28 protein-coding genes are annotated in these 24,988 nt (G+C 60.1%); 4 read left to right on the plus strand and 24 right to left on the minus strand.

What is annotated here, in order from left to right; genetic code table 11:
- Positions 1-6: 6 nt before the first annotated feature.
- From GF108_RS11365 to GF108_RS11385, 5 genes are all read right to left on the minus strand, one after another.
- Positions 7-843, minus strand: a complete 837-nt coding sequence (locus GF108_RS11365) for a bifunctional allantoicase/(S)-ureidoglycine aminohydrolase (RefSeq protein ID WP_153668016.1) — start codon at positions 841-843, stop codon at positions 7-9.
- Between the two features lie 210 nt (positions 844-1,053).
- Complete coding sequence (locus GF108_RS11370) at positions 1,054-1,668, minus strand: ATP-dependent Clp protease proteolytic subunit (RefSeq protein ID WP_091919517.1); 615 nt, start codon at positions 1,666-1,668, stop codon at positions 1,054-1,056.
- 36 nt (positions 1,669-1,704) lie between these two features.
- Complete coding sequence (locus GF108_RS11375; RefSeq protein ID WP_153668017.1) at positions 1,705-2,037, minus strand: hypothetical protein; 333 nt, start codon at positions 2,035-2,037, stop codon at positions 1,705-1,707.
- Positions 2,034-2,345, minus strand: a complete 312-nt coding sequence (locus tag GF108_RS11380) for a helix-turn-helix transcriptional regulator (RefSeq protein ID WP_153668018.1) — start codon at positions 2,343-2,345, stop codon at positions 2,034-2,036. Before GF108_RS11380 ends, GF108_RS11375 begins: the two co-directional genes overlap by 4 nt.
- A 45-nt stretch (positions 2,346-2,390) precedes the next feature.
- Complete coding sequence (locus GF108_RS11385) at positions 2,391-3,296, minus strand: LysR family transcriptional regulator (RefSeq protein ID WP_153668019.1); 906 nt, start codon at positions 3,294-3,296, stop codon at positions 2,391-2,393.
- A 121-nt stretch (positions 3,297-3,417) separates the two neighbouring features.
- Between GF108_RS11385 and GF108_RS11390 the strand changes: the two genes are divergently transcribed.
- Positions 3,418-4,845, plus strand: a complete 1,428-nt coding sequence (locus tag GF108_RS11390; protein WP_153668020.1) for an MFS transporter — start codon at positions 3,418-3,420, stop codon at positions 4,843-4,845.
- 9 nt (positions 4,846-4,854) lie between these two features.
- Here the strand turns inward: GF108_RS11390 and GF108_RS11395 are convergent, their stop codons facing one another.
- The 11 genes from GF108_RS11395 to GF108_RS11445 form a co-directional block, all read right to left on the minus strand.
- Positions 4,855-5,271, minus strand: coding sequence for a GFA family protein (locus GF108_RS11395; protein ID WP_153668021.1), 417 nt, complete (start codon positions 5,269-5,271; stop codon positions 4,855-4,857).
- A 38-nt stretch (positions 5,272-5,309) separates the two neighbouring features.
- Entirely contained in the window at positions 5,310-5,774 is a 465-nt protein-coding gene (locus GF108_RS11400) for an SRPBCC domain-containing protein (RefSeq protein WP_153668022.1), read from the minus strand.
- Positions 5,771-6,100 (minus strand): helix-turn-helix transcriptional regulator, encoded by a 330-nt coding sequence (locus GF108_RS11405; protein WP_153668023.1) that lies wholly within the window; start codon positions 6,098-6,100, stop codon positions 5,771-5,773. Before GF108_RS11405 ends, GF108_RS11400 begins: the two co-directional genes overlap by 4 nt.
- Positions 6,101-6,350: 250 nt before the next feature.
- Positions 6,351-6,710 (minus strand): YciI family protein, encoded by a 360-nt coding sequence (locus tag GF108_RS11410; RefSeq protein ID WP_153668024.1) that lies wholly within the window; start codon positions 6,708-6,710, stop codon positions 6,351-6,353.
- Between the two features lie 116 nt (positions 6,711-6,826).
- The gene (gene guaA, locus GF108_RS11415; RefSeq protein ID WP_153668025.1) at positions 6,827-8,389 is read right to left on the minus strand and encodes a glutamine-hydrolyzing GMP synthase; all 1,563 of its coding nucleotides are present in this window, start codon (positions 8,387-8,389) and stop codon (positions 6,827-6,829) included.
- Between the two features lie 127 nt (positions 8,390-8,516).
- Complete coding sequence (locus tag GF108_RS11420; protein WP_172982616.1) at positions 8,517-8,846, minus strand: type II toxin-antitoxin system HicB family antitoxin; 330 nt, start codon at positions 8,844-8,846, stop codon at positions 8,517-8,519.
- Positions 8,843-9,103, minus strand: coding sequence for a type II toxin-antitoxin system HicA family toxin (locus GF108_RS11425; protein ID WP_091919542.1), 261 nt, complete (start codon positions 9,101-9,103; stop codon positions 8,843-8,845). Before GF108_RS11425 ends, GF108_RS11420 begins: the two co-directional genes overlap by 4 nt.
- Before the next feature lie 46 nt (positions 9,104-9,149).
- Positions 9,150-9,803 carry a 5'-methylthioadenosine/S-adenosylhomocysteine nucleosidase gene (locus tag GF108_RS11430; protein WP_370462134.1) on the minus strand — a complete coding sequence of 218 codons (654 nt, stop codon included), beginning with the start codon at positions 9,801-9,803 and terminating at the stop codon, positions 9,150-9,152.
- On the minus strand, positions 9,790-10,248 hold the full coding sequence (locus GF108_RS11435) for a TspO/MBR family protein (protein ID WP_153668026.1): 459 nt from the start codon (positions 10,246-10,248) through the stop codon (positions 9,790-9,792). The genes GF108_RS11430 and GF108_RS11435 overlap by 14 nt, the downstream gene beginning before the upstream one ends.
- A gap of 45 nt (positions 10,249-10,293) precedes the next feature.
- Entirely contained in the window at positions 10,294-11,583 is a 1,290-nt protein-coding gene (locus GF108_RS11440; protein WP_153668265.1) for an RsmB/NOP family class I SAM-dependent RNA methyltransferase, read from the minus strand.
- 106 nt (positions 11,584-11,689) lie between these two features.
- Complete coding sequence (locus GF108_RS11445; RefSeq protein ID WP_153668027.1) at positions 11,690-13,186, minus strand: catalase; 1,497 nt, start codon at positions 13,184-13,186, stop codon at positions 11,690-11,692.
- 136 nt (positions 13,187-13,322) lie between these two features.
- On the opposite strand from GF108_RS11445, the gene GF108_RS11450 reads away from it, so the two are divergent.
- Complete coding sequence (locus GF108_RS11450) at positions 13,323-14,252, plus strand: hydrogen peroxide-inducible genes activator (protein ID WP_153668028.1); 930 nt, start codon at positions 13,323-13,325, stop codon at positions 14,250-14,252.
- 78 nt (positions 14,253-14,330) lie between these two features.
- Here GF108_RS11450 and GF108_RS11455 read toward each other — a convergent pair whose 3' ends face one another.
- Positions 14,331-14,756 carry an MAPEG family protein gene (locus tag GF108_RS11455; RefSeq protein WP_153668029.1) on the minus strand — a complete coding sequence of 142 codons (426 nt, stop codon included), beginning with the start codon at positions 14,754-14,756 and terminating at the stop codon, positions 14,331-14,333.
- 27 nt (positions 14,757-14,783) lie between these two features.
- On the minus strand, positions 14,784-15,683 hold the full coding sequence (locus GF108_RS11460; RefSeq protein ID WP_210386064.1) for a LysR family transcriptional regulator: 900 nt from the start codon (positions 15,681-15,683) through the stop codon (positions 14,784-14,786).
- Positions 15,684-15,804: 121 nt separating this feature from the next.
- Here GF108_RS11460 and GF108_RS11465 point away from each other — a divergent pair, with 121 nt between their 5' ends.
- On the plus strand, positions 15,805-16,863 hold the full coding sequence (locus GF108_RS11465) for an SDR family oxidoreductase (RefSeq protein WP_153668031.1): 1,059 nt from the start codon (positions 15,805-15,807) through the stop codon (positions 16,861-16,863).
- 412 nt (positions 16,864-17,275) lie between these two features.
- On the opposite strand, the gene GF108_RS11470 is transcribed toward GF108_RS11465, so the two are convergent.
- From GF108_RS11470 to GF108_RS11485, 4 genes are all read right to left on the minus strand, one after another.
- Entirely contained in the window at positions 17,276-17,518 is a 243-nt protein-coding gene (locus GF108_RS11470) for a type II toxin-antitoxin system VapB family antitoxin (RefSeq protein WP_370462135.1), read from the minus strand.
- Positions 17,519-17,584: 66 nt separating this feature from the next.
- Positions 17,585-18,124, minus strand: a complete 540-nt coding sequence (locus GF108_RS11475; protein WP_153668033.1) for a DinB family protein — start codon at positions 18,122-18,124, stop codon at positions 17,585-17,587.
- 17 nt (positions 18,125-18,141) lie between these two features.
- A complete protein-coding gene (gene guaB, locus GF108_RS11480) occupies positions 18,142-19,644 on the minus strand; it encodes an IMP dehydrogenase (protein ID WP_091919557.1) in 1,503 nt (500 codons plus the stop codon).
- Between the two features lie 259 nt (positions 19,645-19,903).
- Entirely contained in the window at positions 19,904-20,887 is a 984-nt protein-coding gene (locus GF108_RS11485; RefSeq protein WP_153668034.1) for an MBL fold metallo-hydrolase, read from the minus strand.
- Between the two features lie 231 nt (positions 20,888-21,118).
- Between GF108_RS11485 and GF108_RS11490 the strand changes: the two genes are divergently transcribed.
- The gene (locus GF108_RS11490) at positions 21,119-22,522 is read left to right on the plus strand and encodes an MFS transporter (RefSeq protein WP_370462136.1); all 1,404 of its coding nucleotides are present in this window, start codon (positions 21,119-21,121) and stop codon (positions 22,520-22,522) included.
- 184 nt (positions 22,523-22,706) lie between these two features.
- On the opposite strand, the gene GF108_RS11495 is transcribed toward GF108_RS11490, so the two are convergent.
- On the minus strand, positions 22,707-23,408 hold the full coding sequence (locus GF108_RS11495) for an RlmE family RNA methyltransferase (protein WP_091919559.1): 702 nt from the start codon (positions 23,406-23,408) through the stop codon (positions 22,707-22,709).
- Positions 23,401-24,861, minus strand: a complete 1,461-nt coding sequence (locus GF108_RS11500) for a Ppx/GppA phosphatase family protein (protein ID WP_153668035.1) — start codon at positions 24,859-24,861, stop codon at positions 23,401-23,403. Before GF108_RS11500 ends, GF108_RS11495 begins: the two co-directional genes overlap by 8 nt.
- Positions 24,862-24,988: the final 127 nt, after the last annotated feature.

Below are 24,988 nucleotides of genomic sequence, written 5' to 3' on the forward strand. Positions count from 1 at the left end.
CCGAGCCTAGCGCCGCGGCGTCAGGCTGAGCTTCATGTGGCGGTTGACATCCTTATAGAGCAGATAGCGGAATTTGCCCGGACCGCCGGCATAGCACGCCTGCGGACAGAAGGCGCGGAGCCACATGAAATCGCCCGCCTCCACTTCAACCCAATCCTGGTTGAGCCGGTAGACTGCCTTGCCCTCGAGCACGTAGAGGCCATGTTCCATGACGTGGGTTTCGGCAAAGGGAATGACGGCGCCAGGCTCGAAAGTCACGATCGTCACGTGCATGTCGTGACGCAGATCCGACGGATCGACAAAACGCGTCGTCGCCCACTTGCCCTCTGTGCCCGCCATCGGAGCCGGCGCAATATCCGCTTCATTCGCGAAAAAGGCTTCCGGCATGTCGATACCTTCGACGGCTTCGTAAGCCTTGCGGATCCACTGAAAGCGGACCGGGGCGCTGCTCTCGTTGCGAACTTTCCAGTTGCTTGCCGGCGGGATGAAAGCAAAGCCGCCCGGCTGCACCACCTGCATCTTGCCATCGAGCGTGACGCTCAGTTCGCCTTCGAGAATAAAAAGCACGCCCTCGGCGCCAGCGTCGAGTTCGGGCCGCTCGCTGCCGCCGCCGGGCGCTACTTCCATGATATATTGCGAGAATGTCTCGGCAAAGCCGGAGAGCGGACGCGAAAGCACCCAAAGCCGGGTGTCGTCCCAGAATGGAAGGAGGCTCGTGACGATATCCATCATCACTCCCTTCGGGATCAAGGCATAGGCTTCGGTAAACACCGCGCGGTCTGTCAGGAGCTGCGTCTGTGCGGGTGCGCCCCCGTGGGGAGCGGAATAGGTTCGTTGAGCCATGGCCATTTCCTCTGCGTCTCCCGCCGAAGGCGGGCCTCGAAATCCAGATAACGCCTTCCTCAATAGCCAAACAAGGGCCGATTCATACCCCTTAAAAAATTGAAAGTGCTTGCACGTTTAACGCGAGCCACGGTCGGTCAAAATTTGTTGATGCGACAGGGCAAGCCAGCGGCTCCTACCCATCGGCCGATCAGGGAGGAGCGTCCCTCCCTAGCGCGCCTCCATGTCATTGTTTCGTGACGTCAGCACCCGGTCGATCAACCCCCACTCCACGGCCTGCTCGGCGTTCATGAACTTGTCGCGGTCGAGTGTCCGTTCCACCTCTTCGTAGGTTCGCCCGCAATGCTTGGCGTAAAGTGTGATCATGCGATGTTTGACCTGCGCCATTTCCTCGGCATGGATCAGGACATCGGACGCTTGGCCCTGAAATCCTCCGAGCGGCTGATGGACATGTAGGCTGGCGTTCGGCAACGCAACCCTGTGCCCCGGCTCGCCGCCCATGAGAAGAAAAGACCCCATCGATCGTGCGGTTCCCATGCACAATGTGTGTACGGGCGCGCGGATGAACTGCATGGTGTCGTACATGGCAAGCCCGCTGGTGATCACGCCGCCATAGGAATTGATGTAGAGCGCGATGGGTAGCTTGGGGTTTTCCGCTTCGAGGAAAAGCAGCTGCGCGCAGACCGTTGCCGACATGGCATCGTTCACCTCGCCGTTCAGAAAAACGATGCGCTCGCGCAGCAAGCGCGAATAGATATCGAATGAGCGTTCTCCACGAGAGGATTGTTCCACCACCATGGGGACGAGTTGCATCGTGTCGCGCATGCGCAACCTCCAGATTTCCGATTGATGTTTTGAGTATTAGGCGGCGAGCAGCATTCTTGGCATGGCGTCGTTAGCAGCCACCCGGGCTATGGTTCGCCGGTGAACGATTCCAAAAATGGTACCGCCACGGCCATTTGCACGTATGCTGAAAGTCACGATGCCTTGGTGGTGCGGCGGCTCGGTCTCCTCGATGAGCAACTCAAGTTGTTCGCGTTGCGTTTCGTGCAAGATCTCGAGCACATTCTGATCGGGGAGCCAGCGCTTGCGAAAGGCTTCGACGCTGATCGCCTTCCACACCTTTTCTGGGTCGGCCTCGAATTCGAAGCTAAACTCGAGTTGTGGCTCGGAACGTGACGGGGCTTCATTCACTGGTCCATCTCCTTGAGCAGGTCCGCCAGATCGGCAGCGCGATCAGGCCAATAGGTGCGATATTTGGCGAGCCAGTTGACCAATATCAAAAGGCCATCGGGCTCGACTTCATATTGGGTGAACCGCCCTTCGCGGCGCTCCTTCAGAAGCCGCGCTTCGCGCAGGACCGAAAGATGCTGCGACATGGCAGGCTGGGTTATGCCGAAGCCTTGACGCAACTCGGTGGCATTTTGCGGCGCGGTTGCGAGCTTTTCAAAAATGGCCCGGCGCGTGGGATCGGCAAGAGCCTTGAAAACGATTTGTTCCATGGATTGAGATAAGCAAACACTTATCTCAATGTCAAGCGAGCCAGTTTATTCATGCTCGGTTTGTTCGGCGCAGGCCTCCTGCACGCAGCCTCGGAGCCAGCGGTGCGCGGCATCGGCATCGTGGCGTGGATGCCAAAGCAGCGAAACGGTGACGACAGGCATCGAAACCGGAAGCGGGAAGCTGTGCATGCCAGCGCGCAAGGCGCTCGTGTGCCGTTCTGGCACGCTGGCGATCAGGTCCGAACCGCGGGCAAGCGCGAGCGCACTCGCAAACCCGCCGACGGTCACCACGATTTCTCGTTCAAGCCCCAGCAATTCCAGGCCCTCGTCGATAGGTCCCCTGTCGAGCCCGCGCAGCGAAACACTGACATGCCGCCCCCCGACGTAGCGCCGGGTGGTCACCTCGCCCGCGGCGAGTGCGTGGCCTTTGCGAACCACACCGACGAACCGATCGCGGAACAGCGTCTGGATGCGCAATTCCGGGCTCGTCGCCTTGCCGACGACGCCCGTTTCCAGATCGACGCCGCCGTCGCGAAGAGGGGCACTTTCCCTGTCGGCTTTCTGCACAAAACGCAGGCGTATACCCGGCGCTTCTGTGCCGACCCGTGCCATCAGTTGCGGCCCGAACGTTTCGACGAAGCCGTCGCTTGTGCGCAAGGTAAAGCTTCGCTTGAGGCCCCTGAGGTCGAGTGATTCCTGCGGGCGCAGAACGGCCCGCACATCCTCCACGAGTGGACCCACCCGCTCGCGCAGTTCAAGCGCACGCGGTGTCGGGACTAGACCACGCCCGGCACGGACAAGGAGCGGGTCGCCAGTCGTCTCGCGCAGACGCGCGAGCGCCCTGCTCATCGCCGATGGGCTCAGTCTCAGGCGTTTGGCGGCGCGCGCGACGCTGCCCTCCGCTAGGAGCACATCGAGCGTAACGAGCAGGTTCAGGTCGGGCGGCGTCATGTCACAACAATAAGGACTTCAAGATATGGCGTCAAACGCACGATTGAAGTGCAAATGCTGCGTCTTCCGCCATCTGTCGCAAGCGCTTAGCCTACCGGGCGAAGTGGCAAGGAGCCCAAGGATGGACCAGATGGCGATTGATCGAACGGAACCGGCAGCCGGAAGCAAGGAGGTATCCGCTCGGTTGACGCTCACCGCGCTTGCACTCTCGACGCTGCTTTCCGCCCTTGGCGTCAGCATCGCCAACGTCGCGTTACCGACGCTGGCGCAGGCATTCTCCGCGCCATTCCAGCACGTGCAATGGATCATCCTCGCCTATCTTCTTGCCGTCACGGTTTGCATCGTAAGCGTGGGACGCCTCGGGGACGTTGTCGGCCATCGGCAGGTGCTCCTCGCCGGAATCCTGCTGTTCACCCTTGCCTCCGCCTTATGCGCCGCGGCCCCCACATTGTGGATGCTGGTTGCCTCCCGCACGGCGCAGGGGCTTGGAGCGGCTATCCTGATGTCGCTCAGCATCGCATTTGTTGGCGAAACGATTCCGAAGGAAAGGATCGGCAGCGCAATGGGCTTGCTCGGAACGATGTCGGCAATCGGAACGGCGCTCGGTCCTTCGCTCGGCGGCGTGTTGATCGCCGGCGCTGGCTGGCGCGCGATCTTTCTGGTGATGGTGCCGCTCGGCGTTGGCAACTTCGTTCTAGCCTATCGCTATCTGCCGGGCGAAAGCCGCAAAGGCCTTTCAACCCGCACCGGCTTCGACATGCCGGGCACCTTGCTGCTGGCGGTGACACTTGCCGCCTATGCCCTGGCGATGACGATTGGTCGAGGCCGATTCGGCGGCTTCAGCGCAGGCCTGATCGGGCTTGCGGTTGTGGCGGGCATGCTTTTTGTGCTTGTGGAGAAATGGACGAAATCTCCTCTGGTTCGGCTGGCGATACTGCGCAGCCGGGTTTTGAGCGGCAGCCTTGCCATGAACGGGCTCGTCTCGACCGTCATGATGACGACGCTGGTCGTCGGCCCCTTCTACCTGGCGCGCGGGCTTGGGCTGAGCGCCGCCCTCGTTGGCATTGTCATGTCGGGCGGGCCGATCATCTCAGCCTTGAGCGGCGTGCCGGCGGGGCGCATGGTCGATCGTCGCGGCACGCGCACCATCATTATTGCCGGCCTCTCCCTTATGGTGGCGGGTTCACTTGCGCTTTGCCTGATGCCGGCGACGTTCGGCATTGCCGGCTACGTAACCGCCATCGCCATCCTCACGCCGGGCTATGCCCTGTTTCAGGCGGCCAACAATACCGCGACCATGAAGGACGTCGCCGCCGACCAGCGCGGCGTTATCTCGGGCATGCTCAGCCTCTCCCGCAATCTTGGCCTGATCACCGGCGCATCGGTGATGGGGGCGGTTTTTGCCCGGGCATCCTCGGCGCTTGATATCGCGGCAGCACCTGCAGATGCGATCATCGCAGGCATGCAGGTGACCTTCGCGGCTGCTGCGATTCTGGCGCTCGTCGCACTGGCGGTCGCCATGCGAACCGCAACCATCCGGCCAGAATAGGGAACGAGATCACATGTCCGGCGGCATCTTGTCGAACTTTGGCAGGGCCGGATCGACATGATCCCAGGTTAGCGCGCGCATGGCGTAGGTCACGACCTGCGGTACGTAGCGGTTCGGATCGTCGAGACTTGCCGCATGGATGGTAAAGAGTTCCGGCATGGTAGCGAAGGTCAGATAGACCGGCGATCCGCAGGTCGGGCAAAAGGCGTGCGACTTGATGTTGGCACTGTCGCCGGCAAGCGCCCACAGCTTCGCCTCGCCGCTGAGTTTCGGGTTCGCGCCGGCAAAGGTCATATAGGATCCGTGTCCGGTGCCGCTGCGCCTTTGGCAGTCGCGGCATTGGCAATCGTTAGAGAATACGGGTTCAGCCGCGATTTCATAGCGAACGGCGCCGCAGGCGCAGCCGCCGGTATAGGGCTTGCTCATGAGTTTCCTCCAAAGATGGTTATGTCAGGATCGGGAAGTTAGTTCGTTTCGTCGGCGACATCGCCGATACGAGGGATAATCTTTCTCCAGCCTTCGCTCATGCTCCTGAACGCTGTATCGTTCTTCGGCGCGATGAAGCCGGAATGGGTCAGCGTGAGCCGCGTGCCGTTTTCGACCGGTTTCAGGACGAATGTTACGATCGTGTCGAGGCGCGAGCCATAGCCGGTGTTGCTCTCGTGACCGCCTTTCCAGGCATAGGCGAAGCGTTGATTGGGTATCGCCTCGAGCACTTCGCAGTGAATGGTGCCGTCCCACTCTCCCGCCGGTGTGGTCTGATAGGTGAAGCGGTTGCCCTTCACGGGTTCAAAATCCTTGGCCGCCATCATCCAGCGGCCGATCAATGCGCCGGTGGTCAGCGTTTTCCAGATCGTCTCCGGCGCATGCGGGAAGACCTCGTCGACGACGATGTCGTGTGTATCGGCGTTTAATGCGGCTTCGTTCATGGATCGATCTCCTTGAGAAGACTGCGAAGATTGGCAAAACGCTCCCGCCAGAAGACGCCGTAGTGGTTCATCCAGTCGAACAGCGGCTCCAGCCCTTCGGGCCTGGCGCGATAATAGACGTTGCGCCCCTCGGGCCGTTCGGCAACCAGGCCGGCACGTTTCAGCGACTTCAGGTGCTGCGATATGGCGCCCTGCGTCACGCCGCTTCCCCGCGTCAGCTCTACCACCGTGATTTCATCGGTTCGAACGATCCGCTCGAACACGGCGCGCCGGGTTGGATCGGCGAGCGTACGCATGACGTTGGTGATGGGAGCAGCCTCGAGCATGAGAATACATTAGTGAATGCTAATTCATTAGTCAACACTAATTTATAAGTTGAAGCGCATTTGAAGCGAATATAGATGGTGGTTGAAGCCATGCGGCTATCGGCGACGCAGTGTCGGTCGTGACCGACGCCGAAAAGGCTTTCGCTTGGCCTCGCGTTTGCAAACCCATACCCCCCCGGCGAGATCCCGGGGGTCGCAACACACCATGTTAAAGTGAGGACGCGCTCAACCTACGACCACCGTCTGCTCGTCATTGAAAATCGGCCATCTCATATAGCGGACGGATTTCTATCTCGCTGGGGCCCGGCATGGGGTTGGGGCAGCGCTTCACCCATGCAACCGCTTCGTCCATATCCTTGACGTCCCAGAGCCAGAAGCCGGCGACCAGTTCGCGCGGTGCGGTGAAGGGACCGTCGATAACCGTGCGGTTCGCGCCATCGAACGCAACGCGCTTGCCCTGCGAGGACGGCTTGAGCCCATCGGCGTCGCGCAAGATTCCCGCCTTGGTCAGTTCGTCATTATACCTGCCCATGGCCTCGAACATCTCGGTCTTGGGAAGAAGCCCCTTTTCGCTGTCTTCGGTCGCCTTTACCAAAACCATCACACGCATCGTCTGTCTCCTTGTTTGAGCCGATGTCATCGGCCATCCATAGAAACGACGAACGGGGCTTTCGGAAACCGACAAGGTCGAGATTTTTTAGACGAGCGAGGCTCGGCGGGAAAAGTCTACTCCCACTCGATCGTGCCTGGCGGCTTTGAAGTCACGTCATAGACAACGCGGTTGATGCCCTTGACTTCATTGATGATCCGCGTCGCCGCTTGGCCGAGGAAGCCCATATCGTAGTGGTAGAAATCCGCCGTCATGCCATCGACGGAGGTAACCGCGCGCAACGCACAGACAAACTCATAGGTGCGCCCATCGCCCATGACGCCGACGGTCTGCACCGGCAGAAGGACGGCGAAGGCCTGCCAGATCACGTCGTAGAGACCGGCTTTGCGGATTTCGTCGAGGTAGACGGCGTCGGCTTCGCGTAGGATTTCGAGCTTTTCACGCGTGATACCGCCCGGGCAGCGGATGGCAAGACCCGGACCCGGGAATGGGTGGCGCCCGATGAAATGGTCCGGCAGCCCAAGTTCCTTGCCGAGCACGCGCACCTCATCCTTGAAGAGTTCGCGCAAGGGCTCGACCAGTTTCATGTTCATGCGGTCGGGCAGACCACCGACATTGTGGTGCGACTTAATGGTCACCGACGGACCGCCGGTGAAGGAGACGCTTTCGATGACGTCCGGGTAAAGTGTGCCTTGGGCGAGGAAATCGGCGCCGCCGAGCTTTTTGGCTTCTTCCTCAAAGACTTCGATAAAAAGCCTGCCGATCGTCTTGCGCTTCTTTTCAGGGTCCGATTCGCCTTCGAGCGCACTGATGAAGCGCTCCGAGGCGTCGACGAGAATGAGCGGCAGATTGTAGTGCTCGCGGAACATCTGAACGACGTCGGCGGCCTCGTTCTTGCGCATCAGGCCATGATCCACAAGGATGCAGGTCAGCTGGTCGCCGACGGCTTCGTGGATCAAAAGGGCGGCCACGGAGGAGTCGACGCCGCCCGAAAGCGCGCAGATCACCTTTTTGTCGCCCACCTGCTTGCGGATGGCATTGACGGCCTGCTCGCGATAGGCCGACATCGTCCAGTCGCCCTCGATACCGGCAATGCGATGGACGAAGTTTTCGAGAAGCTTGGCGCCATCCGGCGTATGCACGACCTCCGGGTGGAACTGGACGGCATAGTATTTGCGCGCCTCGTCGGCAATCGCGGCAAAGGGCGCGCCGGTCGATGTGCCGACGACCTTGAAGCCTTCGGGGATTTCAACCACGCGGTCGCCATGGCTCATCCATACCTGGTGGCGCGTGCCCTTGGCCCAGACGCCTTCGAACAGCGCGCACTCTTCCTGGATATCGAGGAAGGCGCGACCAAATTCCCGGTGGTGGCCGCCCTCGACCTTGCCGCCAAGCTGGGCGCACATGGTCTGCTCGCCATAGCAGATTCCGAGGACCGGAATGTTCGCATCGAAAACGTCCTGCGGCGCGCGCGGGCTGCCGATGTCCACGGTCGAGTGCGGGCTGCCGGAAAGGATCACAGCCTTGGGACGGATGCGGTGGAAAGCCTCGCCGGCGGACTGGAAGGGAACTATCTCGGAATAGACGCCGGCCTCGCGCACGCGGCGGGCGATCAGCTGTGTAACCTGGCTGCCGAAATCGACGATGAGGACTGTATCTGCGTGCACGGGAGTGTTCATGGCGGGCCTTTAAAGCAAATGTCGAGTCGGTGCAATGGGTTACCGCGCCGCACTGAAAAAGTGATTCCAGTTGTTTAGGGAAGAGGTGAAGAGCTTGCGATTTTGATTCAAGTAACTCACTCAATTCCTACCGGATCGAGCGTTCGAGTGTCGCCACAACCCACTTGTTGAGGCTCACTCCGGCTCTCCGGGCAGCGCCTGAGATGGCCTTGTGCAGGCTCGGCTCGGTGCGCACCACGAATTGGCCGGAGAATGGCTTTTCCGGCTCTTCGCCGCGCTCAGCGCAGAAGGCGAGATAATCTTCTATCGAAGCCGCCAATGCCGTCTTGAGTTCGGATGCCGACGAACCCTGAAATGTAATGACGTCGCGAAGGTTGATGATTTCGCCGTGGAACAGGTCCGCTTCCTCATCAAAATCTATGACGGCTTCGTAGCCTTTGTAATGCATCATCGTCATGGCCTTACCTCCGCCTCGTTCAGGAAGCGCCTTACAGCTTTAACCGCGCCCTTATCGGTTTCCTTTTGCGGGTGCGGCCGATGGAAAACGGCGCGAACTCCGCGAAGTGCTACCCGAACGCGAGAGCCATGGCCCTCGCTCACCTCGGCTCCGCACGCGATAAACAACGCCTCGATATCCCGCCACGGAAGCTGGGCCCGAACAGGATCGGCATAAACTGCGGCGAGAGTCGCTTTATGCTTGGTGCTTAAATTCATATAATAGTATCACTAAATAGTATCAATAAATTTCTGATATTAAAACTCAGACAGCAATGCGCCCGTCTGCCAACGCCGCGCCCATCGCCTCGACCGCAAGGGCAAGCTTCTCGTCGATGACATGGAGATATTCCTTCCAGTCATTGAGATGACGCAGTTCCTCCTTGCCGTCGGAAATACCGCGCAGGCCGATGAGCGGCAGTCCGAAACGCTGGCAGGCCCGCAGCACGGCGAACGTCTCCATGTCGACCATTTCGGCGTGGACGCCGTCATAGGCCTCGCCGGAGACGATGTTGGCGCCGGTCGACAGGGAAGCCTCCTTGACGCCCGGAATGCGATGCAGCAGCGGAACAACAGCCGGCAGGTCGAGGAAGGGCGTCGCGCCTTTCTTGAACCCCAGCGGGGAGGCATCCATATCGCGGTAGCTGACGTTCGTCACCTGGTAGATTTCGACCTGTTCGAGCGTGCGCGAACCCGCCGAGCCAAGCGAAACGACAAGATCGGGGAGCGCGCGGTTGGCAGCGAGGCTGGCAAGCGTTGCTGCGACGCTCACCGCCGCCTCGACCGGACCAACCCCGGTTATCATCGGGGTAAACAGCCTTCGCAGATGCGGACCATATTCGGCATCGACAGCCATGGCGAAGACGACGTTTTTTCCGGCGATCGGCGTCAGGTAAGCGTACATGTCATCCTGTTGCATTGAGCATCCACAACGATGCGTTGAGAAGTGTCGCGAACGCCACCCAGGCGAGATAGGGCAGGAAAAGCAGCGCGGAACTTCTGTCCGGCTCCCATGTCACCTTTATGAAACCGATGATGGCGACGAGCAACAGGCTGATGACGATCAGCGCCAATCCCATCTGCTGGAAGCCGAAAAATGTCGGCGACCAAAGGAAGTTCAGAACGAGTTGAGCCCACCAGAATTGCTGCGGCCATGGCAGGCCGTAATCCCAGACCCGCCAGCCGGCAATGGCGATCAATATGTAGAGAATTGTCCAGACCGGAGCGAAGATCCAGTTCGGCGGGTTGAACGAGGGTTTCACCAGACCCGCATACCATTCACCGGGCAGCGTGATGTAGCCTATGGCGAGCCCACCGCCGATAACCAACACGAGAAACAAGAGAAGCGCCATGGAACGGGACATGCTCGAACCTTCTGCTGGAGGACGTGCCTTGCGGCTTTTGTAACGTTATTTTTCCCGTCTGAGAACTGAAATGAAGAACCCGTCCGTCGAGGTCGCGAGCGGCGAAAGGATTGCTGTTCCGTCCTTGAAAAGCGGGGAAAGATCCTTGGCCTCGCTGACCGCTCGGTCCCATAGTGGCTTTGTGTCGACGCGTTCATAGGCTGGGTTGCTGCTCAAGAAAGCATCGACCTGGTTGCCGTTTTCCGGCGCGAACAGGGAACAGGTGATATAGACGAGCCTGCCCCCCGGCTTGACATAGGCCTTGGCGGCGTCGAGCACCTCGCGCTGTTCGACTTCGCGGCGCTCAAGCTGCTGGTCGCTGAGGCGCCACTTCGCATCGGGCCGCCGGCGCCACGTTCCCGAACCCGTGCACGGCGCATCGACGAGAACCAGATCTATCTGCCCCTCGAGCACCGCGAGGTCTTCGACATTTGCGTGGGCCTGCGCGTTGCGCACCCCTGCCCGCCTCAGTCGGTCGAAGATCGGCGCGAGCCGTTGGCGCTCGGCGTCATAGGCATGGATCTGTCCCTTGTTGCCCATTTCAGCGGCGAGCGCGAGTGTCTTGCCGCCCGCCCCGGCGCAATAGTCGAGCACCTGCTCGCCGGGCTTGGCATCGCTGAGCTTTGCCGCAATCTGCGAGCCCAGATCCTGCACCTCGAAGAGCCCGCGCTGGAAGGCCGGCTCGGCTTGCACGTTGGGATGGCGCCCCATGGCCCGCAAAGGCGGGACGCGCACCGCGGTTTCGAGCAGCGGCGCAGCGCTGGCGCCGGCCCGCGCCAGTTCCTTCAGGACCTTGTCGCGGTCGGCCTTCAGCGTGTTGACGCGCAGGTCCACGGGCGGACGGTCGCTGAGAGCTGCCGCCTCCCTCACCCAACGATCGCCGAATATCGCCTCGAAATGCGGCACACACCATTCCGGAACATCGGCACGGATGTTGTCAGGCGCCGAGGCAAGGTCACGCGCTTCCCAGATCGAGCGGCGCTCAGCTTCGAGCGGCGCGGGAGCAAACTTGTCGCCGTCCAGCGCTGCATTGATCTCTTCCATGTCGAGTTCGGCATCGGAAAGCAGCACCCCGAAGGCGATATGGCGGGCGGCATCGCTATCCATGCGCCAGCCCAAAGAGAGCTTACGGCGCAGGGCGTCATAGACGATATTGCCGATGACCGCGCGGTCGCCGGCGCCGGCGAAACGATGAGACAGGCCCCAATCCTTCAAGGTATCGGAGGCCGGCCGCTTGCGGTTCTCGATATCGTCCAAAACTTCGATTGCCGCCTGCAGGCGTCCGCCAAGTCGCATGTGCATTCCTTTTTCTGTCTTCCCTGTCGCATACATGGCCGCGGCAATAAAGAAAAGCCGGAGCGTGTTGCCCCGGCTTTTCTCGGTTCAGATCGATGCAGCGTAATTATTCGGCCGCTTCGGACTTTTCTTCCTGCGAGATCGAGCTCGCTTCATAGCCATGCGCTTCCTTCAGCGCGGCGCGGACACCTGCCTCGTAGTCCGGATGAACGCGCTTGAAATGTGCCAGCTGACGCTCGACGATCGCGCCCGGAACGCCCTCCATCGCTGCGGCGATGTTGGAGAAAAGACGCGACCTCTGGCCAACATCGAACAGGCCGAACAGCGCCGCGACCTGACCATAGTCGTCATTGCCGATGCGATGGTTATATCGATCGGCAGCGCCCGACAGGGGCAGCGGCGGTTCCTTCGCGGCGGGCTGTTCGACGGCTCCGGAGAAGCTGTTCGGCTCGTAGTATGCATCGACATTGCCGGTCTTCTGGCCGAAGAAATTCATCGGGCCATCCTTGTGGTAGTGATGGACCGGGCATTTCGGTGCATTGACCGGGAGCGCTTCGTAATGCGTGCCGAGGCGATAGCGATGGGCATCCGCATAGGAGAACACGCGGGCCTGCAGCATCTTGTCGGGCGAATGGCCAATGCCAGGAACGATATTCGACGGCGAGAAGGCCGCTTGTTCGATCTCGGCAAAATAGTTGTCGGCGTTGCGGTTGAGTTCCATGACGCCGATCTCGATCGGCGGGAATTCGCCGTGCGGCCAGACCTTGGTCAAGTCGAAGGGGTTATAGGAGGTCCTCTCGGCCTCGGCTTCCGTCATGACCTGGACCTGAACAGTCCATTTCGGGAACTGTCCGCGCTCGATGCCGCCAAAAAGCTCTTCCTGATAGGATTCGCGGGTCTTGCCGATCAGGCCTTCAGCCTCGGCATTGGTGTAGAACTTGTGGCCCTGCTGGGTCTTGAAGTGGAACTTGACCCAGAACCGCTCGCCCTGGTCGTTCCAGAATGAATAGGTGTGCGAACCGTAGCCATTCATGTACATCGGGGCCACGGGCAGACCGCGATCCGACATCAGTATCGTTACCTGATGCAGGCTTTCCGGCGAAAGCGACCAGAAGTCCCACATGGCAGTCGTCGAGCGCATGTTGGTGCGCGGATGGCGCTTCTGCGTGTGAATGAAGTCGGGGAACTTCAACGGATCGCGCACGAAGAAGACCGGCGTGTTGTTGCCGACGAGGTCCCAATTGCCTTCGCTTGTATAGAACTTGATGGCAAAGCCGCGCACGTCGCGCTCGGCATCAGCCGCGCCGAGCTCGCCGGCAACGGTCGAGAAGCGCAGGAGCAATGGCGTTTCGGCGCCCGGCTGCAACGCCTTCGCCTTGGTGTAGCGGGAAATATCGCCGGTGATCTTCAGGGTACCGAAGGCGCCCCAGCCCTTGGCGTGCACGACGCGCTCGGGAATGCGCTCGCGGTTCTGATGCGCAAGCTTTTCGAGAAGCTGGTAATCCTGCATCAGCACCGGGCCGCGTTCGCCGGCGGTGATGCTGTTCTGGTTATCGGAAACCGGCGCACCGGCAGTTGTTGTCAATGTCGGACGATCAGCCATTGGCCTCTCCCTAAAATCTTCATGTTGAAAAAAGAATCCCACGGTGCGGCGCTGCCGCATCCGCGCGCACCATAGAACCATTCTAATCATAGTTTCCAATTGTATTTAGAATAATTATTGATAGGATTTGCTTATTATGTTTTCGGTCCGGCAAATGCGCTATTTCGAGATCCTGGCCACCACGCTCCACTTCCGCAAGGCTGCGGAAATGGCGCGTATTTCCCAGCCGGCGCTTTCGGCCCAGATCGCGGAGATGGAGATGCGGCTCGGTGCGGGGCTGTTCGAGCGGACCCGCAGAAGCGTTGTCCTCACCGACATGGGAAAGCGGCTTCTGCCGCGCATCCGCACGATTCTCGATGAGATCCGTTCACTCGAAGAGCTTGCAGCGCAAAAGCGCGGCATCCTCAAGGGTCAGCTACGGCTCGGCATCATACCGACAATTGCGCCCTATCTCCTGCCGCTGCTCGTCCCCGCGTTGCATGAGGCTTATCCCGAGCTGTCAATCGAATTGCGCGAAGCGGTCACTTCCAAGCTCGTCGAGGATTTGCGTCTCGGCGATCTTGATGCGCTGGTCGCCGCCTTGCCGATCGAATCGGAAGGGACGATCGCCCGGCCGCTGTTTCGCGACCGTTTTCTCGTCGCGACCTCGACCAACGATATCGATGTCCTGACCTCGCCGATGACCCAGGAGGATGTCGCCGTCGAACGCCTGCTGCTTTTAGAGGAAGGCCATTGCCTGCGCGATCAGGCGCTCGCGGTCTGCACCAATGTGAAGCGGCGGCAACTCGTCAACTACGGCGCGACGAGCATGGCGACGCTGTTGCAGATGGTAAGCCATGGCATGGGGCTGACGCTGATACCGGAAATTGCCGTCCGCACGGAAGCAACGCGCAACAATGTGCGGATTGTGGCTTTCGCCGATCCTGAACCTGCGCGAGATATCGGCCTGATCTGGCGCAAGCAGAGCGAGCGGCGCGATGATTTCGAGGCGCTCGCCGCGACGATCGTCGATTGCGGCAGGCAACTCGCCATCTCGGCGGACGAATTGAAGACGCTCGCCGCATAGTGCCCCACTAGCGTCATCAGGCGAACATGGATCCTCAGGTCGAGAGCCCGAGGATGATGGTAGTGTGATCGGGAGGACCTATGCGACGGGCGGCAATGCGAGATGCAGCGCCAGCATCACCCACAGTGCACCGTTTAGAATAAACCCGAGCATGAAAAGCGGCTGCCGCAGCCTCAGGCGGTTGGACGTGATGTGCACGATCGAATGCGCGACGCGCGAGGCGACGAAAAGCCAGGCGAGAACCACTGCAAGAATATTCGCGCCGTTGACGACATAGAGCGACAGGCAAACGACGTAGAAGAGAACCGGCAGTTCGTAGAGATTGATCAGATTGCGAATTGCCTTGACGCTTGCTTCCGGCTCGTTAAGCGGCAGCCTGAAGTCCGACGGCCTCGCCTGACCGCTGATTACGGCCTCGCGCCGGCGCAGAAATACCACGGCGTAAACGCAGCAGATCAGAAAGGTCAGTGCGATCATCGGCCAGAAAATTGCGGTCTGTGACATCCATAGCCCTCCATTGTTGAATACGTTCTAGTCAGGCTTGTGGATCATGCGCAAGCCTTCAATCCTCGCCATATAAGTCGAAAGATGATCGATGAACGCGCGGACCCTGCGTGGGACGAAGCGGGAGGTCGCGTAGACAGCGTGGATATCGAGCGGCGCGTAGGCATAGCCGGGAAGCACCCGTATCAAGCGGCCGCTATCGAGATGCGCCTTGACGAGCGGCACCTGTGCTCCGCCAATGCCGAGACCGGCGCAAAGCGCGTCGTTGAGCACGAAGGCGTTGTTGGCAAGAAAGGTCGAGCGAACCGGGACAGTGACAGGCCCAGCCGGCCCAATCAGCGGGATCGCTTCCCCGAGCGGCGTCCACGCGAAACGGATATGCCGATGATGAATGAGATCGTCCGGCGATTGCGGCGTACCATGTTCGGCAAGATAGCCAGGCGAAGCCACGAGAATGCGCTCGAACGTTGCAAGCTTGCGGGCAATCAGCCCGGACGATTTGAGTTCGCCAAGCCGGATGGCGACGTCGACCCCTTCGGCGATTACGTCGGCGATGCGGTCGTCAAGGACAAGTTCGATCACAAGGTCCGGATGCAGCCGCTGAAATTCGATGACGGCCGCGGAAAGATGCATCTGGCCGAAGCCGACCGGACCATGCGCCCGGAGGTTGCCGCGCAGGCCGATCGTTGCCGCTGCCACGCTCTCCTCCGCCTCGTCGACGGATTGCAGGATCGCACGCGCCTCCCGGTAGTAGGCCTCGCCGGCTTCCGTCAAGGCCACCCTGCGGGTGGATCGATGCAGCAATTGCGCATTCAGGTGTCGCTCCAACCCCATGACCTGCTGGCTCACGGCGGGCTGGGTCAGACCAAGTTCACGCGCCGCCGCCGAGAGCGTGCCCAGCTCCGCAACCCGAACGAACGTCTTCATAGCCGCAAAACGATCCATGCCAGCCTCAAACCTTCACTTATGATTGTTATAAATATCGTGCGTCTACATAATTTGAAACATATAAATCATCTTAGCCTTCGCAGCAGATCAAGGAGGCACAATGGAATCGGAACGGAAGAAGGCGGTTGTCGTCGGGGCCAACGGGATCATTGGCGGCAATCTCATCGCCCATCTGGTTGAACTCGGCGACTGGGAGATCGTTGGACTTTCACGTCGCGGCGGAAAGGCGGCAGGCAAGCTCACCCACATCGCCGTCGATTTGCTTGACATCAATGATACGAGGGACAAACTCGCGGGCCTTGCCGACGCAACCCACATTTTTTACGCGGCCTACCAGGACAGGCCGAGTTGGGCCGAGCTCGTGCCGCCCAATCTCGCTATGTTGGTCAATGTGGTCAATGCCATCGAGCCCATCGCACCGCGTCTTAAGCACATCAGCCTCATGCAGGGATACAAGGTCTACGGCGCGCATCTTGGGCCATTCAAGACGCCGGCGCGGGAAACCGACGCCAATCACATGCCGCCGGAGTTCAACATCGATCAGCAGGATTTTCTCGAAGCCCTGCAAAGGGGCAAGACCTGGACGTGGTCGGCGCTCCGTCCATCCGTGGTGATCGGCTTTGCCTTGCGCAACCCGATGAACCTCGCTTCGGTGATCGCCGTGTATGCATCGATGTCAAGGGAACTTGGCATACCTTTGCGCTTCCCCGGCAAGCCCGGCTCCTATGACAGCCTTATAGAAATGACTGACGCCGGTCTTCTGGCGCGGGCAACCGTATTCATCGCGACAAACCCGCAATGTGGCAACCAGGCCTTCAACATCAACAATGGCGACCTTTTCCGCTGGAGCGAGATGTGGCCGAAGATCGCGAAATTCTTCGACCTCGAGGTTGCGCCGCCGCTTCCGATGGCGCTCGGGGTCGTGATGGCGGACAAAGCGGATCTCTGGAAGCGGATGATCGACAAGCACAACCTTTTTGAAACGCCCTATGAGGACGTTTCGTCATGGGGCTTCGGCGATGCCGTTTTCAGCTGGAACTACGATTTCTTTGCGGACGGGACGAAACTCAGACGCGCCGGCTTCCACGAATATTTGGACACCGAGGAAATGTTCATGCGGGTTTTCCGCGACCTTCGCGACAGGAAGATCATTCCCTGAAGGTGTGCGAGGGCTCAGCCAGCCGCGATATCGGTCTTCGTGAAGTCGTTGCCCTTGTATAGCAAAGGTACGCCCTAGTGACGCGCGCACGCATAAGCGAAACAATCGCCAAAGTTGAGATTGGCGGGATGTCGGTTCTTGCCGAACCGGTCATAAGCTTCAAGTGCGAGGAAAGCGGCTTGAGGAGGGATCTGTACCAGTTCGATTTCCATCAACACCAAAAAGTCCCTGACCGCGGACGTGGCTGCGGGAAGGGAAATATCGAGAATGCGCGCAGTATTGACTGCGCATTCCCACGCTGCCGTAGGGACGTTATTCGGTTGGCAGCAAATTGCATGCGGGCTGCGAGAGTACGCGCATCATCTTCGTCTGTCATCATTGCCACGAGGGCGGATGCGTCGACGAACACAGCTTACTCGTAGAGACTATCGCGAAGCGCCTTGTCGGCGGACCGGCCCTTTTCCGGATGGCCGGTACGGCGCAGCTCGCGAGCGAAATTTGCGGCAATATCGGCAAGCAGGGGTCTGCCCTTCTGCTCATGCAATGCGAGTTGCAGTGCCAGACGTACCGCCTCGGTCTTCGAGGGAGCTTTGATGGACGCCTGATACCGGCGCGCAAGTTCATCAATCGTATCGTCCTTGCTATAGAGCGGCACTATATTCTCCTTGGTATAAAAGGGTATAAAATAGGAGATCCCGATCAACAGTAATACAAGTCAGACTCACTGCGTGAATAGTTCGCCCTGACGGCGCGGCTTATCGTAGTTGAGGAAGAATTCGTCGAGCTGCGGCGGAGGCACCTGCGTCCCTGCAAGCATTGCGTGGGCCTGACCGCGATGATGGATCTGATGGACGAAAAGGTGCGACAGTACGAGGCGGATCGGCTCCTGCGAGGTGTCGCCGGTGCGCCACGTGATCGAAATAACGCGGTCGAGGTCTTCTGGGCTCAAGCCATCGCAAAATTCGATGAGGCTAATGTCGAACTCTTCCTGGGCGCGCTTCAGATCGCTCGCCTTCGGAAACGGCACGTCGCCTTCGATCCCCACATTCTGCCGGCCCTTGCCGATCATGTCGGCCATATAGATATGGTCGACGATCAGATTATGATTGAGCGTAAGCTGGATCGACGGGAAAAAGCTGGTGCGCTTCTGTGCGAACTCCTCGTCGGTCAATTGCTCGCAGGCGGTCAGCAGGCGATGGTTGGACCAGGCGCTGTTGCGCGCCATGGCCGAAAAGTGGTCGCGGAGGGCGCTGTCAGACATCGCCTTCCGCCCATTTGTCAGTTGCCGCCCGGATAGTTCGGGCTCTCACGTGTGATCGTGACGTCATGGGTATGGCTCTCGCGCAAACCGGCATTGGTGATGCGCACGAATGTAGCCTTTTCGCGGAATTCTTCCAAGTTCCTGGCACCCACATAACCCATGGATGCACGTAAGCCTCCTGCCAATTGGTGCAGGACACCCGCGACCGGGCCCTTGTAGGCGACCTGTCCCTCGATGCCTTCCGGCACCAGTTTCAATTCATCGCGCACTTCAGCCTGGAAATAGCGATCGGCCGAACCGCGGGCCATTGCTCCAACGGAACCCATGCCGCGATAGGCTTTGAACGAACGCCCCTGATAGAGATAGACCTCGCCCGGGCTTTCTTCAGTGCCCGCCAGAGCCGAGCCGGCCATGGCGGCTGAGGCGCCTGCCGCCAACGCCTTGGCGAAATCGCCGGAATATTTGATGCCGCCGTCGGCGATGACCGGAACATCTGCCTTCTGCGCTGCCTCGACGGCCGACATGATGGCCGAAAGCTGCGGCACGCCGACCCCGGCGACGATGCGCGTGGTGCAGATCGAACCAGGGCCGATGCCGACCTTGACGGCGTCGGCGCCGGCGTCGATGAGGGCTTGCGTTCCAGCGGCGGTCGCAACGTTACCGGCGATGATGCGAACAGCATTCGACATTTTCTTTGCGCGGGTCACCGCATCGAGAACGCGCTGCGAATGGCCATGCGCGGTATCGATGACGAGAACATCGACACCGGCCGCGATCAGTCGTTCAGCCCGTTCAAAGCCGTCTTCGCCGACGCTCGACGCGGCCGCCACACGCAGGCGTCCCTGGGCGTCCTTCGCGGCGTTCGGGTTGAGCTGCGACTTCTCGATGTCCTTGACCGTAACCAGTCCGACGCAGTGGCCGCGATCGTCGACGACCAGCAGCTTTTCAATGCGGTGCTGATGCAGGAGGCGCTTCGCCTCGTCCTGCTGCACGTTCTCGCGCACGGTGATGAGGTTGTCGCGCGTCATCAGTTCGTGGATTTTTTGCGCAGGGTTTGATGCAAAGCGTACGTCGCGATTGGTGAGAATGCCGACGAGCCGGCCCGGCCTGCGACTGCCCTCGCCCGCATTCTCGACGACGGGAATGCCGGAAATGCCGTGCGACCGCATCAGCGCCTGTGCATCTGCGAGCGTAGCATCAGGGCCGATCGTGACAGGATTGACCACCATGCCCGATTCGAACTTCTTGACCTGGCGAACTTCCTCCGCCTGTCGTTCCGGGGAAAGGTTGCGGTGGATGACGCCCATGCCGCCGGCCTGAGCCATGGCGATGGCGAGCCGCGACTCGGTAACCGTGTCCATGGCGGCGGAAAGCAGCGGGAGATTGAGTTCGATATCCGGAGCGATGCGGGTGCGAATGTCGGTCTGACCGGGCATGACTTCGGAATGACCGGGTTGCAGCAGGACATCGTCAAATGTCAGTGCCAATGCGCCTGTTGCGGATTCAACGATTTTTGCCATGGACCAATTCCTTGCGGTAAAAGACTAAAGGGCGCACCACACGGGTGGAGCGCCGATCACGTTCAGTTCAGATGAATTGGCACGGGCTGGTAACACGGATATGTCCGTTTGAAAAGGCTCAAACGCAATTCCGATGCGATCAACTTATCGCCATCGGATCTACAGGTGGTCTATCGCCGCGCTGCGGGCGCACTATCTTGAGGCAAAACCCACGCTGTGAGCGCGATGTTCAGTTGGCGGCTCGCATTGCCGCCGACGATCAGACGTCGAATTGATAGGTGACGGGAACGAAGCGATAGCCGCCTTCCTGTTTCTCGGCGAAGCCGACCGAGGGGAACGGCATGTGGTAGCCGATGAAAGGCAATCGGTCGGTCGCGATCATATCGAAGACCTTCTTGCGGGTTGCAGCCCCCATGGCCTTGTCCGTGTCGAAGGCGACCTCCCAATCCGGCCGCTGCAACGAGGCGACGTAATGATTGGCCGTGTCGCCCGTAATGACGAGGTGTTTTCCGCCAGATTCAATGTGGAAGATCATATGACCTGGCGTGTGTCCATAAGCGGCTTCGCTGGTGATGCCGGCGGCAACAGGATCGCCAGCCTTGATAAACTTGGTCTTTTCGGCAAGCGGCTTGACCTTGGCGGCCACGGCCTTCGCACCGTTTTCTGCTGGCGTTCCCATGCGGGCCGGGTCGGTCCAGAACGAATATTCGAGCTCGCCGGCAACGATGCTGGCATTGGGAAATGCCGGCGTGTCGCCGTTGATGAGACCGTTGATGTGGTCGCCATGCATATGGGTGAGAACAACGACGCTGACCTGGTCGGGCGTATAGCCGGCGGCCTTCATGTTGGTCTCGAGCCTGCCGAGGCCATTTTCCCGTCCGGCCGCCCCGAAGCCCGTATCAAACAGGATAAGGTCCGACCCGGTATTGATCAGCACGGGCGAGAAGCCGTTGACGAATTTCGTCTCCGGCAGGAAGTTTGCCCGCATCAATTGCGAGACGGCTTCCTGCGTCTGGTTGGCGCCGAAGGTCGGATAGGGTCCGTCACCGGGGCGCAGCCCGTCGAGGACGGTGGTGATTTCGTACTCGCCAAGCTTGAACCGCTTGAAGCCTGGCGGCGGCGTGTCCGACTGGGGCACGGCGGCCATGGCGGACTCGGCAATCAATTGCGGCATCGTGAAACCTCCGATGGCTGCTGTGGAGGCCACGAGCAAGTCGCGGCGGGAAATCTCGAAACTTTGCATGACGCCTCTCCTGTGTATTCGTTCAACAGCCAAGCTTACACCGGCATGCGAAGCCGTCGTCCTTGCGGCCATGGCAAATCGATCACAAGACGGCGTTGCCGGATCACATCTCTTTGATCGCGGCTTGAGCGCTGGAACAGCGGGTGCTATCGGAGCTTTCATCAAGAGCAACTGAGTCCTGCGTATCGGGCCCTGCCTCCTGTTTTCTCGGTTGTGAGAACTGGAAACATCGTGAACCGCATAGTTCCCCTCGTCCTTGCCGTCGCTCTGTTCATGGAGCAAATGGATTCCACCGTTATCTCGACATCGCTTCCGGCAATTGCTGCGGATATCGGTACGAGCCCTATTGCGCTGAAACTCGCCCTGACCGCTTATCTCGTTTCACTGGCCGTGTTCATCCCCGTCAGCGGCTGGATGGCCGATCGCTTCGGAGCAAAGAACGTGTTTCGCGCGGCGATCGTCGTCTTTGTCCTCGGCTCCATTGCCTGTGCCGCATCGGGATCACTGTTTGCCTTCGTTGTGTCTCGATTTTTTCAGGGTGTCGGCGGCGCAATGATGACGCCGGTCGGCCGCCTCGTTCTCGTCCGCTCGACGCCGCGCAGCGAACTTGTCGGTGCGATGGCCTGGCTCACCATGCCCGCGCTCATAGGGCCCTTGCTCGGTCCACCGGTCGGAGGGTTTCTGACGACCTATTTCAGCTGGCACTGGATCTTCCTGATCAACGTTCCGATCGGCATTATCGGCATCTGGTTCGCCACGCGCTATCTTCCGGCGATCGAAACCCTCATCCAGCGGCCGCTCGATGTTCCCGGATTTTTCCTGAGTGGCATCGCCGCCTCCGGCATTGTCTTCGGTCTTTCCGTCGTGAGCCTGCCTGCGCTCCCCTCGTGGGTAGGTTTTTCGACGCTGGCGCTCGGGATTGTTTCCGCGGTCCTTTACCTGCTTCACGCGCGAAAGACGCCGGAGCCACTTCTCTCGCTCGATCTCTTCAAGAATCAGGTGTTCCGGGCATCGATCGTCGGCGGAAGTCTGTTTCGAATAGGCGTCGGCGCGGTGCCGTTCCTGCTGCCGCTGATGTTCCAGATCGGCTTCGGCATGACACCGTTTCAATCCGGTCTCATCACCTTCGTCTCTGCCGCGGGAGCAATGAGCATGAAGCTGGTGACGAAATGGTTTTACAGGAAGACCGGCTTCCGCAACTCATTGATGTACGGCTCGGTGGTCGCCGCAGCGTTCATCGCCGTCAATGGCTTCTTCACCCCGGAAACGCCCTATGTGCTGATGATCCTCGTCCTTCTTGCCGGCGGCTTCTTCCGCTCGCTGTTCTTCACCGGCACCAATGCGCTCGCCTATGCGGACATCCCGAACGAACAGACGAGCCTTGCAACGCCGATCAGCTCGGTCGCCCAGCAAATCTCCATTGCGCTCGGCGTTGCAGTTGCGGGCGGCATCCTCGAAGTTTCGACCAAGATGCATGGCGGCCCGTTGCAACTCTCCGATTTTCACATCGCGTTCTTCATCGTCGCGGCAGTATCGAGCTTCGCCTGCCTGTCGTTCCGGGGATTGCGAGCCGATGCAGGCGCCGAGGTTTCCGGCCACCGGCCAATGGTGAAAGTGCCGGCTGCTGCAGAGTAGGAGAACGCTAAAAAGGTGCTTTGGGAGTTTCACCCTTACAATGAAAAGAACCCGGATCGGCTGGCAAGTCTGCATCCGGGTTCATTTCATTAGATAAGGAAAGGTGGGGCGGGCGAAAGCTCACCCCTCACTCCAAGACAGAATATAGCGGTTTCCTGGTTATTTCCAAGTCAGGCTATTGGCATCATCCCTTGAAATCGCGTGCCAGCAGATAGAGTTCGACAGACTCGGCGCGCGACGCCGGCGGCTTGACATGATGGACGGATTTGAAGTTTTTCTTCAGCAAAGCCAGCAATTCGTTTTCCGTGCCGCCCTGGAACGTCTTCGTCAAGAAATGTCCGCCGGGCCGCAGCACCGCAACGGCAAAATCGGCCGCCACCTCGCAAAGGTGCGTGGTGCGGATATGGTCGGTGCGGCGGTGACCTGTAGTCGGTGCCGCCATGTCGGAGAGCACGATATCCGGCTGGCCGCCGAGCGCTTCCATCAGTTTGTCCGGTGCAGCATCGTCCAGGAAGTCCATCTCGAGAAGCGTGACGCCCGGCAGGGGATCGACGTGCAAATAATCGATGCCAACGACGGTCGGTTGCTCGTCGGGCGATCCGACAATCGACGCGGCGATCTGGCTCCAGCCGCCCGGGGCAGCGCCAAGATCGATGATCCGCTGGCCCTTCTTCAGGATCTTGTAGCGGTCGTTGATCTCGATGAGCTTGTAGGCCGCGCGCGAGCGATAGCCGTCCTGCTTTGATCGTTGCACGTAAGGATCGTTGATGTGCCTTTCCAGCCAGCGGCGCGACGATTCCTTGATCGTCCCCGCCTTCTTCTTGATCTTGGTATGAAGGCCGCGCGTTCCCGTGCCGCCGCGCCCGCCCGTTGTTGTCTTAGCCATGTGCACTCCGGTGCCAGCGATTGCGCCACGCACCATCGCGCGACATGAGTTCAGTCAGGATACCTTCGCGCAAACCCCGGTCGGCCACACGCAGCTTCTGGCTCGGCCAGACATTGCGAATGGCGTCGAGAATGGCGCAGCCGGCCAGAACGAGATCGGCGCGGTCAGCCCCGATGCAGGGATTGGCGACGCGCTGGTCAAAGCTCCAGGAGAGGAGCTTGCTCGTCATTTCCGTTACGTCGTTGTTCTCCATCCAGATGCCGTCGATGCGGCGCCGGTCGTAGCGTTCAAGACCGAGATGGATGCCAGCCAGCGTCGTGACGGTGCCGGACGTGCCGAGAAGATGAAAATTCTGGCTCTTGACGAGATCGCCGAGCTTATGCCGCTCGGAGAAATCATTGAGCAGCTCGGCAACGTGGTTGACCATGACGGCGAAATTGTCCGTCGTCACGTCGCGCCCGCCGAAGCGTTCGGCAAGCGTTACCACCCCGACCGGAAGCGACGTCCAGGCGATGATGTGCTCGGCAAGACGCGGCGACCGGCGCTCGGTGAGATCGATCAGCGCGATTTCGGATGAGCCACCGCCAATATCGAAGAGGACGACAGCATCGGTCTCGCGCTCGACCAGGGTGCCGCACCCGGACACGGCAAGGCGTGCTTCAGTCTGCCGGTTGATGATCTCGAGTTCAAGCCCGGTCTCGTCCTTGACCCGCCCCAGAAATTCCGGACCGTTTTCTGCCTGACGGCATGCCTCGGTCGCGATAAGCCGCGCCTTGCGAACATCGTGATTCTCGAGCTTGTCGCGGCAAATCTTCAATGCCTCGATGGCGCGGTTCATGGCGCTGTCGCCGAGCCGTCCGCTGGCGCCAAGTCCCTCGCCAAGCCGCACGATGCGGGAGAATGCATCAACGACACGGAATTGCCCGGGACGCGTTGGCGAGGCAACGAGAAGGCGGCAATTGTTCGTGCCGAGATCGAGCGCAGCGTAAAGGGGCCCAGAAAAGCGGAAGTCTTGCCGAGACGACTGCTGTTGCGGTGTTGCCGATGCGTTTGCAGAAACGGTCGCGGGCGCCGGCGTTGCAGACGCTGGCGGCTTTACACCGGCCCGGCCACGCCTGCGAAAACGATTGGGCCGGCGATTCTTTCCATGCTTGGTGGCAGCGGCAGGCGTTTCGCCGGTGGAAACTGAAACAGGCGTTGGCGCAAGCGAAGGTGCACTCGAAACAGCCGCCTGTTTCGACTTGCCGCGCCTGCGACGGCGTGCTCGTTTCCTGGGGTTCTTGTCGAAGCGTCCTTCCTGGGAATCAGGCTGGTCGTTCCGCGCATCGAGCGCAGAATCCCCGTGAGGCCCGGGCCCATTCTTGGGGTGACCTGTGCTGCCATTCAGCACCGTGCCACCGCCAGACGCCCCTCCGTGCGGCGCGTTGCCCGCGCCCGTTTCGGGGTCTTTCAAGATATTTTCCTTTGAGCGCCGCGCGAACCTTGAAGGACGCAGCAGGACGCTTTTTCAATTAACGTTGAACATAATGTAACACGCTTTGACAAATATTAAAGTGCGCGGGGTGAATTAGCGCGAAGCG

Origin of the sequence: Phyllobacterium sp. SYP-B3895 (assembly GCF_009647635.1) — a bacterium.
GTDB lineage: Bacteria > Pseudomonadota > Alphaproteobacteria > Rhizobiales > Rhizobiaceae > Phyllobacterium > Phyllobacterium pellucidum.

Coding starts and splice junctions, on each gene's coding strand:
- GF108_RS11365 (WP_153668016.1), bottom strand. CDS start 843: ATGGCTCAACGAACCTATTCCGCTCCCCACGGGGGCGCACCCGCACAG.
- GF108_RS11370 (WP_091919517.1), bottom strand. CDS start 1,668: ATGCGCGACACGATGCAACTCGTCCCCATGGTGGTGGAACAATCCTCT.
- GF108_RS11380 (WP_153668018.1), bottom strand. CDS start 2,345: ATGGAACAAATCGTTTTCAAGGCTCTTGCCGATCCCACGCGCCGGGCC.
- GF108_RS11385 (WP_153668019.1), bottom strand. CDS start 3,296: ATGACGCCGCCCGACCTGAACCTGCTCGTTACGCTCGATGTGCTCCTA.
- GF108_RS11390 (WP_153668020.1), top strand. CDS start 3,418: ATGGACCAGATGGCGATTGATCGAACGGAACCGGCAGCCGGAAGCAAG.
- GF108_RS11395 (WP_153668021.1), bottom strand. CDS start 5,271: ATGAGCAAGCCCTATACCGGCGGCTGCGCCTGCGGCGCCGTTCGCTAT.
- GF108_RS11400 (WP_153668022.1), bottom strand. CDS start 5,774: ATGAACGAAGCCGCATTAAACGCCGATACACACGACATCGTCGTCGAC.
- GF108_RS11405 (WP_153668023.1), bottom strand. CDS start 6,100: ATGCTCGAGGCTGCTCCCATCACCAACGTCATGCGTACGCTCGCCGAT.
- GF108_RS11410 (WP_153668024.1), bottom strand. CDS start 6,710: ATGCGTGTGATGGTTTTGGTAAAGGCGACCGAAGACAGCGAAAAGGGG.
- guaA (WP_153668025.1), bottom strand. CDS start 8,389: ATGAACACTCCCGTGCACGCAGATACAGTCCTCATCGTCGATTTCGGC.
- GF108_RS11420 (WP_172982616.1), bottom strand. CDS start 8,846: ATGACGATGATGCATTACAAAGGCTACGAAGCCGTCATAGATTTTGAT.
- GF108_RS11425 (WP_091919542.1), bottom strand. CDS start 9,103: ATGAATTTAAGCACCAAGCATAAAGCGACTCTCGCCGCAGTTTATGCC.
- GF108_RS11430 (WP_370462134.1), bottom strand. CDS start 9,803: ATGCAACAGGATGACATGTACGCTTACCTGACGCCGATCGCCGGAAAA.
- GF108_RS11435 (WP_153668026.1), bottom strand. CDS start 10,248: ATGTCCCGTTCCATGGCGCTTCTCTTGTTTCTCGTGTTGGTTATCGGC.
- GF108_RS11440 (WP_153668265.1), bottom strand. CDS start 11,583: ATGCGACTTGGCGGACGCCTGCAGGCGGCAATCGAAGTTTTGGACGAT.
- GF108_RS11445 (WP_153668027.1), bottom strand. CDS start 13,186: ATGGCTGATCGTCCGACATTGACAACAACTGCCGGTGCGCCGGTTTCC.
- GF108_RS11450 (WP_153668028.1), top strand. CDS start 13,323: ATGTTTTCGGTCCGGCAAATGCGCTATTTCGAGATCCTGGCCACCACG.
- GF108_RS11455 (WP_153668029.1), bottom strand. CDS start 14,756: ATGTCACAGACCGCAATTTTCTGGCCGATGATCGCACTGACCTTTCTG.
- GF108_RS11460 (WP_210386064.1), bottom strand. CDS start 15,683: ATGAAGACGTTCGTTCGGGTTGCGGAGCTGGGCACGCTCTCGGCGGCG.
- GF108_RS11465 (WP_153668031.1), top strand. CDS start 15,805: ATGGAATCGGAACGGAAGAAGGCGGTTGTCGTCGGGGCCAACGGGATC.
- GF108_RS11475 (WP_153668033.1), bottom strand. CDS start 18,124: ATGTCTGACAGCGCCCTCCGCGACCACTTTTCGGCCATGGCGCGCAAC.
- guaB (WP_091919557.1), bottom strand. CDS start 19,644: ATGGCAAAAATCGTTGAATCCGCAACAGGCGCATTGGCACTGACATTT.
- GF108_RS11485 (WP_153668034.1), bottom strand. CDS start 20,887: ATGCAAAGTTTCGAGATTTCCCGCCGCGACTTGCTCGTGGCCTCCACA.
- GF108_RS11495 (WP_091919559.1), bottom strand. CDS start 23,408: ATGGCTAAGACAACAACGGGCGGGCGCGGCGGCACGGGAACGCGCGGC.